General features: G+C 60.4%; 11 protein-coding genes and 1 pseudogene. 6 read left to right on the top strand and 6 right to left on the bottom strand.

What is annotated here, in order from left to right; all coding sequences use genetic code 11:
* Nucleotides 1-263 precede the first annotated feature (263 nt).
* The 4 genes and pseudogenes from QZY67_RS04875 to QZY67_RS04860 form a co-directional block, all read right to left on the bottom strand.
* Nucleotides 264-613, bottom strand: a pseudogene (locus tag QZY67_RS04875) (DUF2871 family protein).
* 13 nt (nt 614-626) lie between these two features.
* Nucleotides 627-1,289: a hypothetical protein gene (locus tag QZY67_RS04870; RefSeq protein WP_294533775.1), complete on the bottom strand. Its 663-nt coding sequence runs from the start codon at nt 1,287-1,289 to the stop codon at nt 627-629.
* A gap of 52 nt (nt 1,290-1,341) precedes the next feature.
* Complete coding sequence (locus QZY67_RS04865; protein ID WP_294533772.1) at nt 1,342-1,761, bottom strand: hypothetical protein; 420 nt, start codon at nt 1,759-1,761, stop codon at nt 1,342-1,344.
* Between the two features lie 127 nt (nt 1,762-1,888).
* On the bottom strand, nt 1,889-2,446 hold the full coding sequence (locus QZY67_RS04860) for a TetR/AcrR family transcriptional regulator (RefSeq protein WP_294533770.1): 558 nt from the start codon (nt 2,444-2,446) through the stop codon (nt 1,889-1,891).
* Nucleotides 2,447-2,609: 163 nt separating this feature from the next.
* On the opposite strand from QZY67_RS04860, the gene QZY67_RS04855 reads away from it, so the two are divergent.
* On the top strand, nt 2,610-3,302 hold the full coding sequence (locus QZY67_RS04855) for a DNA alkylation repair protein (protein WP_295368814.1): 693 nt from the start codon (nt 2,610-2,612) through the stop codon (nt 3,300-3,302).
* Nucleotides 3,303-3,346: 44 nt separating this feature from the next.
* Here the strand turns inward: QZY67_RS04855 and QZY67_RS04850 are convergent, their stop codons facing one another.
* Nucleotides 3,347-4,492, bottom strand: a complete 1,146-nt coding sequence (locus QZY67_RS04850; RefSeq protein WP_295368813.1) for a glycerate kinase — start codon at nt 4,490-4,492, stop codon at nt 3,347-3,349.
* Between the two features lie 69 nt (nt 4,493-4,561).
* Nucleotides 4,562-5,983, bottom strand: coding sequence for an alanine/glycine:cation symporter family protein (locus QZY67_RS04845; RefSeq protein ID WP_295368812.1), 1,422 nt, complete (start codon nt 5,981-5,983; stop codon nt 4,562-4,564).
* Nucleotides 5,984-6,110: 127 nt separating this feature from the next.
* On the opposite strand from QZY67_RS04845, the gene QZY67_RS04840 reads away from it, so the two are divergent.
* The 5 genes from QZY67_RS04840 to QZY67_RS04820 all read left to right on the top strand — a co-directional run bounded on the left by QZY67_RS04840 (nt 6,111) and on the right by QZY67_RS04820 (nt 11,920).
* The gene (locus QZY67_RS04840; protein ID WP_295368811.1) at nt 6,111-7,187 is read left to right on the top strand and encodes a glycosyltransferase family 2 protein; all 1,077 of its coding nucleotides are present in this window, start codon (nt 6,111-6,113) and stop codon (nt 7,185-7,187) included.
* Nucleotides 7,188-7,375: 188 nt separating this feature from the next.
* Entirely contained in the window at nt 7,376-9,460 is a 2,085-nt protein-coding gene (pflB, locus tag QZY67_RS04835) for a formate C-acetyltransferase (RefSeq protein ID WP_295368815.1), read from the top strand.
* Nucleotides 9,461-9,501: 41 nt separating this feature from the next.
* Nucleotides 9,502-9,744 carry an autonomous glycyl radical cofactor GrcA3 gene (gene grcA3 / locus QZY67_RS04830; RefSeq protein ID WP_294533753.1) on the top strand — a complete coding sequence of 81 codons (243 nt, stop codon included), beginning with the start codon at nt 9,502-9,504 and terminating at the stop codon, nt 9,742-9,744.
* Nucleotides 9,731-10,477 (top strand): pyruvate formate-lyase-activating protein, encoded by a 747-nt coding sequence (gene pflA / locus QZY67_RS04825; protein ID WP_295368810.1) that lies wholly within the window; start codon nt 9,731-9,733, stop codon nt 10,475-10,477. The genes grcA3 and pflA overlap by 14 nt, the downstream gene beginning before the upstream one ends.
* 255 nt (nt 10,478-10,732) lie before the next feature.
* The gene (locus QZY67_RS04820) at nt 10,733-11,920 is read left to right on the top strand and encodes an S-layer homology domain-containing protein (protein ID WP_295368809.1); all 1,188 of its coding nucleotides are present in this window, start codon (nt 10,733-10,735) and stop codon (nt 11,918-11,920) included.
* Nucleotides 11,921-12,024 lie beyond the last annotated feature (104 nt).

Here is a 12,024-nt window from a genome sequence, read left to right as displayed (position 1 = left end):
CTCAGGCTGTCGAAAAAGTCCCTGGACTTTTTCGACAGCCTTCAAAAATGCCGTTACTTTCGCGCCGCACAGCGGCGCAAAAGTCCCCGCTCCGCTCTCCGGAAGCCTTGCACAGCAAGGCTTCCGAGGCATTTGATTCCACGCGAGGCGGGCGGCTGCCCCCTCGCGCTCCCCCGCCCCAGCCCAGGCGAATTCTGTTCAACCAAGGTTTTTCGACACGCTGAGAGCCGCCCGGGCGGCTCTCAGTGTGGAATGTGGAGCATTCAATTCTTGCCGACCGCGCATTTCCCAATCCGAAGGAGGATCAGAATCAGGCTGACCCCCAGCAGGATATGGCCGATGCCCGCCACGCCGGACAGAGCGCCATTCATGGCGGAGGACAGGGGCGTCCCCAGCACTTGAGCCACGCCCCGGCGCCGGAGAATCCCACAGACTTCTCCAGCAGCAGGAGCAGCAGGAAAAATACCATGCCCAGCATAAAGTAGTGGGGGTGGATGGCGGAGAGCACAGTCTGACCCTCAAAGCCGTTAAATTTGGTGAACTCGCGGTAGAACACGCCGAAAAGCATGGCAATCACGGCGTAGGCCACAGCGGTGTTGGCATAGCGCTTCATAAAAAATTCCTCCTTATTTCTCATTCTTCATAGCCTGGTAGCCGATGAGCACCGTCCAAACATAGGCGCAGGTCTTAGGAATCATCAGCATACCCACCATGGGCATGGCATCCGCCCAGAGGACCACCGGGATATAGAACCCGAAGCTGAGGACAATGGTCAGCCACATCCAGCGGAAGGCCCGGTCATTCCGCTCCCCGGCGCTGCGGTAAAAGAGAACAATGATCAGCAGACCCAGCAGGGCGAAGGGGATATTCCGCCAGATACCCCAGGACAGGGGCGCAGAGGTGCTGAGCCACTCGTTCTGAGGCATCATGCACAGGATAATCCGCAACCCAGCCAGGATGTACACGGCGGCGGTGATACCGTTACGGCCCTTGATCTGATAGCGCTGACGCCAGACGTAATAGAGAATCACATAGAAGATGGTCATGGTGATGGAGGTGATCCACTTGCCCAGTCCCAGGGGCACAGTGTAATTCTCCAGGCCGGTGGTGCACAGAGCCAGCGCACGGGGCACCAGGTGGAAAGAGTCTCCCGCGCCCAGCACCACAGCCATCACGCCGAAGAGCCGGTACTGGCTCCGGCCCTTGCTGCCCCGGATCATGAGAATACCGATTGTAATGACGGAAATAAGATAGACCGCGTCAAACAGGGTCTCTACAATTGCCTGCATAATGAATAGTCCTTTCGTTTCCTTTTGCCTTTTGATTTATATCAACCGCACGCTACGCTGCCGCGCGGACTGCTCTCCCGTAGTTGCGGCCGAACAGGCACCCCGCCAGCAGCAGGGCCGCCCCCAGGCCCGAGTAGAATACGGCGACAAACCGCTCCGGCGCCAGGCCGGAAACCCGCAGGCCAATGCCCCCGGCCATCATCACCGCCATAACGGTAAAGGCCTTGCCGTCGAAGAATTTCAGGAAAAACTGTGGCTTCTCCTCCATGCCCGCAATGCGTCCGGTGTGCTTCTTCACCAGCTTTCCGAACACAAAGCGCTGGAACAGCCCAAAGACCACGGCGGACAGAAGCAGATTCACCACAGTCACGTAGGCCGGGTAGGCCGTCAGACCAATCCGCAGGATGTTGAACCCCGCCGCGCCCCACACCAGGCAGGCCAGCAGCAGGAGGGTATTCTTCTGTACTTTCATGCGATATCACTCCTTTATCTGAACATTGTTCATTTTGTTTCCAAAAAAGCCCCGGCCCCAGCGTCCGGCCGCTGGCCGGGCGCGTGGGAGCACGGGATATTTTTGATTGCAAGGGTTCCGAAGGTGGTCAATAGACGGTCCTGCGGATCAGCTCCAGAACGGAAGCGGGGTTGTAATCCCCCCGGAGAAGCCCAGATAAAAAGAGAGAAAACAGGATATCCGCAAACTTTTCCGCTGTGAATTCCTCGTCAAAGGCGTCGGGCCTCACCTTGGGGTCCCGCTTCAGCACGGCGCACAGCCCCTCCAGAATGTGCCGCCAGGTCTGTTCCATCCGCTGCCTGCCGCTTGACTTCTCCGCGCCCAGAAAGCCCACCGAGTGGAGGGTGAAGAACCCCGGGTACGCCCGGCCGCCGTACTCCATGCGCTGATAGATCCAGGAGACGCAGGCCAGGGTATCCCGGAACACCTCCCCCTGCTCAGGCAGGCGGAAGATATCGCACCAGACGCTCTCTACCGCGGCGGACACCAGGTCGGCCTTGGAGTCAAAATAGTTGTAGATGGACCCAACCGATACGCCGCAGGCCCCGGCCACAGAGCGAATGCTGACCGCGGACCAGCCCTGGCTGCGGATCAGCTCCCGGCTGGCGGCGAGAATCTCCTCTTTGGATGTGACAACGGTATTCATGGCCCGACCTCCAATATGAACATGGTTCATTTTAGCTCGAGCGCCTTGCCCTGTCAAGCTTTTTTCTCAGGAGATTGTAAGCGCCCTTTTGCCCGGTGCGGCCGAACCGCTGACAAGCGGAACATTTTGTGCTATACTGGGGGCAACTCACAGCGGAAGGGGTATGGATATGGACGCCATTCAGGAGCGGCTGTTTGCCCTCCAGGATTTAAAGTACCGGCAGTTTCACGCCGGTCTGATGCCCACCATCGACAAGGAGCGGATCATCGGCGTGCGGATGCCCGCCCTGCGGAAGCTGGCCAGGGAGCTGAAGGGCACGGCGGAGGCGGAGGCATTTCTCCTGGCGCTCCCCCACCACTACTACGAGGAGAACAACCTCCACGGCCTGCTCCTCTGCGCCCGGTCCGGCTATGAGGAGACGGTGGCCGGGCTGGAGGTCTTTCTCCCCCACGTGGACAACTGGGCCACCTGCGACCTGCTCTCCCCCAGGGCTTTCCGCGCCCACCCGCCCCAGCTCCCCGGCCAGATCCGCCGCTGGCTGGACAGCAGGGAGACCTACACCGTCCGCTTCGGCCTGGGAATGCTCATGTCCCTCTATCTGGACGATTTCTTCCGCCCGGAGTACCTGGACTGGGCGGCGCAGGTGCGGCATGAGGATTACTATGTGCGGATGATGGCGGCCTGGTACTTCGCCACCGCCCTGGCCAAGCAGTACGACGCCGCCCTCCCCTACCTGACCGGCCGCCGGCTGGAGCAGTGGACCCACAACAAGACCATCCAGAAGGCGGTGGAGAGCTACCGCATCACCCCGGAGCACAAGGACGCCCTCCGGGCCCTGCGGTGGAAAAACAGCTAAAAAAACGGAAGGCCGCGGCCTTCCGTTTTTTATGTTCCGGATGCTCAGCCCTTCATCTCCTCCGCCGCTTTGATGAGGCGGAGAATATTGTCTGCGGTGAGGGCCAGGTTCTCCGCGCTCTTGCTTCGGGAGACGGAGAAGTCCTCCGGCAGGCGGTTGATGGAGAACACGGCGGTGACCCCCATGCCGTAGGCCGGGTCAATGCCGTCGTCCGCGCCGCCCGCGATGACAACGACGGGTACGTTCTGGAGCCTGGCCCGTCTGGCCACGCCGATGACCGCCTTCCCCCGGAGGGACTGGCTGTCCATCCTGCCCTCGCCGGTGAAAATCATATCCGCGCCGGCGATGACGTCGGCAAAGCGGACGGTATCCAGCACGGTCTCAATGCCCATCTGGAGCCGGGCGCCGAAGAAGGCCGCCATGCCCGCGCCCATGGCGCCGGCGGCGCCGGATCCGGGCATAAAGGCCAGATCCCGGCTCAGGTCCTGCCTGATGACCTGGGCCAGATGCTTGATGCCCTCGTCCAGAAAACGGACTGTCTCCGGGTCGGCGCCCTTCTGGGGGCCAAACACATAGGCCGCGCCGGCGGGGCCGTACATGGGGTTGTCGATGTCGCACATGGCCACAATCTCCACGCCCTCCAGGCGCCTGTCCCGTCCGGACATGTCGATGCGGGCAATCTGGTGGGTGGTGCCGCCGGTTGGCACAAAGGTCTTGCCCTTATTGTTGTAGAACTTCACGCCCACAGCGGCCGCCGCGCCGCAGCCGCCGTCGTTGGTGGCGCTGCCGCCCAGGCCCACGATGATCTTCTTCACGCCCCCGGCGGCGGCGGCCAGAATCAGCTCTCCCACGCCGTAGGTGGTGGTCCTGCGGGGGTCCTTCCGGTCCTCCGCCAGGGGCAGACCCGCGCAGGCGGCCATCTCCACGACGGCGGTCTCCCCGCCGTCAACGAGGCCGTAAAAGCCCTCCATCTCCTCAAAGAAGGGGTTCTTGACGGTGACGCGCACCTTCTCGCCCCCCAGGGCGGCAAGGAAGCAGTCCACGCTGCCCTCGCCGCCGTCGGCCACGGGGATGGACACCACCTGGCAGTCCGGGAAGTGCTCGGCCACCCTGCCGCCGATGATCTCGCAGATCCGGGCGGAGGACAGGGTGCCCTTGAAGGAGTCGGGAATCAGGACCACTTTTTTCATATCGCTTCCCCCTGACGCAAAACGTCTGCCGCCCCGCGCAGGCCGCGGCAGGGAATTCTCAGTCTGTGCTTAGTATAGCGGCTTCCCGCCGGGAACGCAAGAATGCCTCTGTTTTCCCATGCGCTTCTCCGCCCACGCCCGCCACAGCGCCAGGGCCTCCGGCGAGAGGAGGAGAATGGCCGTCAGGTTGGGCAGGGCCATGAGGCCGTTGAAGATATCCGCCATCTGCCACACGGCGGACATGTTTCCCGCCGCCCCCACCACAATCATCGCCAGAAACACCGCCCGGTAGACTGGCCGCAGCCGGTGGGAGCCGGTGAGGTACTGGAGGCCCCGCTCGCCGTAGTAGCTCCAGCCCAGCAGGGAGGTGAAGGCGAAGAGCAGCAGGCACACCGCCACAAAGGCCCCGCCCAAGGGGCCGTACACAGTGGAAAAGGCGGCGGCGGACAAGGGCGCGCCCAGCATGGCGTCGGACACCGTGCCGCTCTGGATGGCGGCCAGGGCCTCCGCCGGGTGGTAGACGCCGGTGGTGAGGATGACCAGGGCCGTCATGGTACACACCACCAGGGTGGCCACAAAGACCTCGAAGATGCCCCACATGCCCTGCTCGGCGGGCTCCTTCACGTCGGAGGCGGCGTGGGCCATGGCGGAGGAGCCCATGCCCGCCTCGTTGGTGAACACCCCCCGGGCGACGCCGTACCGCATGGCCCGGGCCACGCCGTAGCCCAGGCCGCCCCCCGCCGCCGCCGGGGTGAGGGCGCCGGCGACAATGGACTCCAGCGCCCCGGGCAGGGCGGAGGCGTTGACCGCCAGCACCACCGCGCTGCCCCCGATGAACAGCAGGGCCATGGCGGGCACAAGCTTCTCGCTCACCGCGCCGATGCGGCCGATGCCGCCCAGAATCACCACGCCGGTGAGCGCCGCCGTCACCACCCCCACCGCCAGCCGGTCCCAGCCGAAGCTGTGCTCCAGGGCGGTGGCGATGGAGTTGGCCTGGACCATGTTGCCGCCCCCCAGGGAGGCCCCCACGCAGCACAGGGAAAACAGGCAGGCCAGCCCACGGCTCCCCAGGCCCCGCTCCATATAGCACATGGGCCCGCCCTGCCAGCCCCCCTCCGGGGATGGCTCCCGGTACCGGACGGCCAGGGTCTTTTCCAGGCAGCCGGTCATCATGCTCAGGAAGGCGGACACCCACATCCAGAACACCGCCCCCGGCCCGCCGTAGAAGATGGCGGTGGCCACCCCGGCGATGCTGCCCGTGCCGATGGTGGAGGCCAGGGCGGTGGAGAGGGCCTGGAACTGGGTGATGCCCCGGCCGGTCTTTTTTCTGCTTCCCAGGAATACCGAGCCCAGGGTGGTTTTCAGCCATACCGGCAGGCCGAAGAGCTGGAAAAAACCGGTCCGCACCGAGCAGTACAATCCCGCCAGCAGAAACAGCCCCAGCAGCCAAGGGTTCCAGATGAAATCCCCCAGCCGCTCCAAAAAGGCCATGGTACCACCTCCTCTGTCCACAGGTATGCGCCGCCCGGCGGAATTATGAGGACAGCCCGGGCCATGGCTCCTCGCCGGGAGCGCGCATACAATGGGTCAAATGCTGAGAAACTGGGAGGGGACGGCTTTGTGTACCATCAGCCTGTGTATGATTGTGAAGAACGAGGAGGCCGTGCTGGGCCGGTGCCTGGAGAGCGCGGCGGATCTGGTGGATGAGATTATTATCGTGGACACCGGCAGCACCGACGGGACAAAAGAGGTTGCCCGGCGCTTCACAGATAAGCTCTTTGACTTCCCCTGGGCGGACGACTTCGCCGCCGCCCGGAACTTCTCCTTTGACCGGGCCAGCGGCGGCTACTGCATGTGGCTGGACGCCGACGACGTGATAGAGGAGCCCGACCGGGCCCGGTTCCGGGCCATGCGGGAGGAGCTGCTGCCGGGGGCGGATGTGATCATGATGCCCTACCACACCGCCTTTGACCCCCAGGGGCGGCCCACCTTCACCTATTACCGGGAGCGGGTGGTGCGCAGCGATCCCCGCTTCCGCTGGGCGGGGGCCGTCCACGAGGCCATCGCCCCCGCCGGGGAAGTCCGCTGGTCCAACGCGGCGGTGTCCCACAAAAAAGCGGGCGCGGGCGACCCGGACCGCAACCTGCGCATCTACGAGGCCCAGCTGGCCGCAGGCAAGGCCCTGGACCCCCGGAGTCAGTTCTACTACGCCCGGGAGCTGTGGTATCACAGCCGCTTTGCCGAGGCCGCAGAGGTACTCACCGCCTTTCTGGACAGCGGGCAGGGGTGGCTGGAGAATGAAATTGAGGCCTGCCGCCTGCTCTCCCAGTGTATGACCGCTCTGGGCCGGGATGGGGACGCCCTTTCTGCCCTACTCCGCAGCCTGGCTCTGGACACCCCAAGGGCTGAGGTGTGCTGCGATATGGGCGGCTGGTTTCTGGCCCGGGAGCAGTGGCGGCAGGCCGCCTTCTGGTACGAACTGGCCCTCACCCGAAAGCGGGACGACACCTCCGGCGCCTTCGTCTCCCCCGACTGCTACGGGTACCTCCCCGCTATCCAGCTGTGCGTCTGCTGGTACCGCCTGGGCGACGTGGAGAAGGCCAGAGCCTTCAACGAGCTGGCCGCCTCCTTCCGCCCGGAGGACCCATTTGTCCTCCAAAACCGGACTTTTTTCTCCTCTTTGTCTTTCTCTTGACGTTCCTTGACAAGCTACCTTTAAAAATAGTATACTTTTTCGGTCGAATGTCCATTTTTACTGTTCCACGCTGCTCTTGACGAATTCATACTGAAATAGTATAATTAGCTTAAGCTAACCATTGCGGTATTGCAATCCGCCCGGCAGCCAAATCTGTACCAAAGGAGACTTCTATGGAAGAAATGCGCATCGTACCGGAGTGGGACTCCTTCACCCCCGGCGTATGGCAGAAGGAGATCAACGTCCGGGATTTCATCCAGAAGAACTACACCCCCTATGAGGGCGACGAGTCCTTCCTGGCCGGCCCCACGGAGGACACCAAGGCCCTGTGGGCTCAGGTGATGGACCTGTCCCGCCAGGAGCGGGAAAAGGGCGGCGTGCTGGACATGGACACCAGCATTGTCTCCACCATCACCTCCCACGGGCCCGGCTACCTGGACAAGAGCAGAGAGAAAATCGTGGGCTTCCAGACCGACAAGCCCTTCAAGCGGGCATTGCAGCCCTACGGCGGCATCCGCATGGCGGTGAAGGCCTGCGAGGAGAACGGCTACCATGTGGACCCCCAGATTGTGGAGTTCTTCACCAAGCACCGCAAGACCCACAACGAGGGCGTGTTTGACGCCTACACCCCCGAAATGCGCGCCTGCCGCTCCAGCCACATCATCACCGGCCTGCCCGACGCCTACGGCCGCGGCCGCATCATCGGCGACTACCGCCGGGTGGCCCTCTACGGCGTGGACCGGCTCATCCAGGACAAGCAGCACCAGAAGGACACCACCCGCATCATCATGTATTCGGGCGTCACCCGGGAGCGGGAGGAGCTGAGCGAGCAGATCAAGGCCCTCAAGGAGCTCAAGGAGCTGGGCAGCATCTACGGCTTTGACATCTCCCGGCCCGCCGCCAACGTGCAGGAGGCCATCCAGTGGCTCTACTTCGGCTACCTGGCCGCCATCAAGGAGCAGAACGGCGCGGCCATGAGCCTGGGCCGTACCTCCACCTTCCTGGACATCTACGCCCAGCGGGACCTGGCCGCCGGCACCTTCACCGAGGAGCAGATCCAGGAGTTTGTGGACCACTTCATCATGAAGCTGCGGCTGGTCAAATTCGCCCGGACCCCCGAGTACAACGCCCTCTTCTCCGGCGACCCCACCTGGGTCACCGAGTCCATCGGCGGCATGGGCATCGACGGCCGGAGCATGGTCACCAGGATGTCCTACCGGTATCTCCACACCCTGGAGAACCTGGGCACCGCCCCCGAGCCCAACCTGACGGTGCTCTGGTCCACCCGGCTGCCCATGAACTTCAAGCGCTTCTGCGCCAAGACCTCCATTCTCTCCTCCTCCATCCAGTACGAGAACGACGACCTGATGCGGGTCACCCACGGCGACGACTACGCCATCGCCTGCTGCGTGTCCAGCATGCGGGTGGGCAAGGAGATGCAGTTCTTCGGCGCCCGGGCCAACCTGGCCAAGTGCCTGCTGTACGCCATCAACGGCGGCGTGGACGAGATCTCCAAGAAGCAGGTGGGCCCCCGGTACCGGCCCATCACCAGCGAGTATCTGGACTACGGCGAGGTCATGGAGCGCTTCCGGGACATGATGAAGTGGCTGGCCAGCGTGTACGTCAACACCCTGAACATCATCCACTATATGCACGACAAGTACTGCTACGAGCGCATCCAGATGGCCCTCCACGACCGGAACGTAAAGCGGTGGTTCGCCACCGGCATCGCCGGGCTGTCCGTGGTGGCCGACTCCCTGTCCGCCATCAAGTACGCCAGGGTCCGCACCATCCGGGACGAGAACGGCATTGTGGTGGACTACGAGGTGGAGGGTGACTTCCCCAAGTACGGCAACGACGACGACCGGGTGGACTCCATCGCCTACGACGTGGTACAGGGCTTTATGGACTATGTCCGGGGCAACCACACCTACCGGGGCGGCATCCCCACCACCTCCATCCTGACCATCACCTCCAACGTGGTCTACGGCAAAAACACCGGCTCCACCCCCGACGGCCGGAAGGCGGGCGAGGCCTTCGCCCCCGGCGCCAACCCCATGCACCGCCGGGACTCCCACGGCGCTGTGGCCTCCCTCAGTTCGGTGTCCAAGCTGCCCTTCAAGGACGCCCAGGACGGCATCTCCAACACCTTCTCCATCATCCCCGGCGCCCTGGGCAAGGACGACCAGATCCTCTTCGACGACGCCATCACCTTTGAGATGGACCCGGACTGCGCCTGCTGCGAGCCCAACCTCAGCGACGAAGAGGAGTAATCCCGTTTTCCACACCTCACCCCCGAAAGGAGCAAAATTCCATGCACGTCACCGATTCCCAGATTGACAACCTGGTCTCCCTGCTGGACGGCTACGCCGAAAAGGGCGGCCACCACCTGAACGTCAACGTGTTCACCAAGGAGACTCTGCTGGACGCCCAGGCCCACCCGGAGAAGTACCCTCAGCTCACCGTCCGGGTGTCCGGCTACGCGGTCAACTTCCACAAGCTGACCAGGGAGCAGCAGGACGAGGTCATCGCCCGCACCTTCCATGAGGGCATGTAACACCGGGCGCATCCACTCGGTGGAGAGCTTCGGCACGGTGGACGGCCCGGGCATCCGCTTTGTGGTGTTCTTCCAGGGCTGCCCCATGCGCTGCCTCTACTGCCACAACCCGGACACCTGGAGCGCGGAGGGCGGCGCGGAGATGACGGTGGAGGAGCTGCTCTCCGCCTATGAGCGGAACAGGGGCTTCTACCGCCAGGGGGGCATTACCGCCACCGGCGGGGAGCCCCTGCTCCAGCTGCCCTTCCTCACCGAGCTGTTCACCGCGGCCAGGGAGCGGGGCATCCACACCTGCCTGGACACCTCGGGCGCCGTGTACCAGCCCGGCCGGCAGGGGGAATTTGACGCTCTCTTCGCCGTCACCGGCCTGGTGCTGCTGGACATCAAGCACGCCGACCCGGAGGGCCACCGGCAGCTCACCGGACAGGACCAGTCCCCGGTGCTCGCCTTCGCCCATGCCCTGGAACGTGCAAAGGTACCCATGATTGTGCGCCATGTGGTGGTGCCCGGCCTCACCGACTCCCCCGAGGAGCTGACCGCTCTGGGCAGGCTCATTGCCCCCTTCCGCAACCTGAGGGGACTGGAGGTGCTGCCCTACCACACCATGGGGGCGGCCAAGTATGAGGCACTGGGCATCCCCTATCCCCTCTCCAGCGTGCCCGCCATGGACAGGGACAGGGCCCGGGCCGCCCGGGACATGATTCTGGACGGGCTCCGGCAGGCCAGGCACTGAAGGACATATAAAAGAATAGCTTCTTAAATGAGCGATTTCCAATTTACTCTCAAAAAGTGCTCTCACAGCTCATTAAATGCAATTGTACGCAGGTACGTAATAGTACAGTATTTTCTATAATTTATATAATCGTGGCTCATTGTTGACAGTTGTCCACAAACAGGCTACACTTACACTAGGCATATCTAGTAAGGTAATATCTCCTCTTTTTTCGCGGAAAAATATACAAAAATACAAATCAGGAGGCCTTTTGTCATGAAAAAATGGATTCTAAGTGTAGCACTTGTTATTAGTATGACCTTTGCAATGATTCCACCAGCTTTCGCCGCAAGTTGCGAAGCAATTGACGCAGCAAATCAGCTGTATCAGCTAGGTCTTTTTCAGGGAACAGGCACAGACGAAAATGGCAATCCCAATTTTGCTCTTGAGCGTGTGGCCAGCCGCTATGAGGCCGTGACCATGCTAGTTCGACTGCTAGGGAAGAGCGAAGAAGCTCAGGCTGGTAATTGGGATACCCCCTTTACAGACGTGGTAGAATGGGCAAAGCCTTATGTTGGCTATGCCTATGCAAACGGGCTTACCTCTGGCACAGGTGCAACTGTTTTCGGCGGTGAGGCTACGGTATCTGCATCTCAATATCTGACATTTATCCTCCGTGCTCTTGGCTATGACAGCAATGTAGATTTTAAATGGGAGACAGCTTGGGAACTGTCTGACAAAATTGGATTGACTGATGGAGAGTATAGTTCCACCAGCTTTTTTTCTCGCGGGGATATAGCTCAAATCAGTTATAATGCTCTTAGCACCTTAATGAAGGGAACTACAAATACGACCCTAGCAGATACACTAATCATTAATGGGGCATTTACACAAAAACAATATAGTGACGTCATAAATGGGACTGTGGTCAAGCACGAACTGGCTCTTTTAAATTACTCATATGTAAACATCAACGGTAAGCTTTATGAGATAATTTATTCATATGAGCTTAGAGAGCCTAAAACTAATATAATTTATTACGAGAAAAACGATCCTACCACACTGTATATTGATAGTCAGATGGGAAAAGACATGTGGACTGATATTATTACACTTGCTTTAATGACTAATACATGCCAATTAATCCCTTCCAACAATCCATTTTTGGATGGGGCAATCGATATGTTCAGCACATATTATGATAAGACAACTATTGATGTTCAACAAATAGAGCATTATATAAATACAACAGAAAGCTACTATACTATCCACCATTCTTATAATGGTAAAACTCTGGATATCCCTTATACGAATAAAACTGGAGATTACATGCTAAATGACGTTGCATTTTATGGAAAATACATCAATGTTGAAGATTACTGTAAATTTTTCTCTTTAGATGTTTCTATGAGGGTAGAGTTTAACGCAGAGTTGAAGCAAAATATTTTAGTCGTAGAATATTAACAAAAGTTCAAACAATAAATAAAGTTACAATATCTCTATATTTTTAATTATTTTTGCATCAAAAGTAGACACTCACACAAGTGTGAATGTCTACTTTTTACAGA

Origin of the sequence: uncultured Pseudoflavonifractor sp., assembly GCA_904419835.1 — a bacterium.
Lineage (GTDB): Bacteria > Bacillota > Clostridia > Oscillospirales > Oscillospiraceae > Pseudoflavonifractor.
Note: the sequence above shows the minus strand (reverse complement) of the source record. Positions and strands in the feature narration are given on the sequence as shown.

Bases quoted from the DNA above. Each gene is read 5' to 3' on its own strand.
- QZY67_RS04870 (WP_294533775.1), bottom strand. From the start codon at position 1,289: ATGCAGGCAATTGTAGAGACCCTGTTTGACGCGGTCTATCTTATTTCC.
- QZY67_RS04865 (WP_294533772.1), bottom strand. From the start codon at position 1,761: ATGAAAGTACAGAAGAATACCCTCCTGCTGCTGGCCTGCCTGGTGTGG.
- QZY67_RS04860 (WP_294533770.1), bottom strand. From the start codon at position 2,446: ATGAATACCGTTGTCACATCCAAAGAGGAGATTCTCGCCGCCAGCCGG.
- QZY67_RS04855 (WP_295368814.1), top strand. From the start codon at position 2,610: ATGGATATGGACGCCATTCAGGAGCGGCTGTTTGCCCTCCAGGATTTA.
- QZY67_RS04850 (WP_295368813.1), bottom strand. From the start codon at position 4,492: ATGAAAAAAGTGGTCCTGATTCCCGACTCCTTCAAGGGCACCCTGTCC.
- QZY67_RS04845 (WP_295368812.1), bottom strand. From the start codon at position 5,983: ATGGCCTTTTTGGAGCGGCTGGGGGATTTCATCTGGAACCCTTGGCTG.
- grcA3 (WP_294533753.1), top strand. From the start codon at position 9,502: ATGCACGTCACCGATTCCCAGATTGACAACCTGGTCTCCCTGCTGGAC.
- pflA (WP_295368810.1), top strand. From the start codon at position 9,731: ATGAGGGCATGTAACACCGGGCGCATCCACTCGGTGGAGAGCTTCGGC.
- QZY67_RS04820 (WP_295368809.1), top strand. From the start codon at position 10,733: ATGAAAAAATGGATTCTAAGTGTAGCACTTGTTATTAGTATGACCTTT.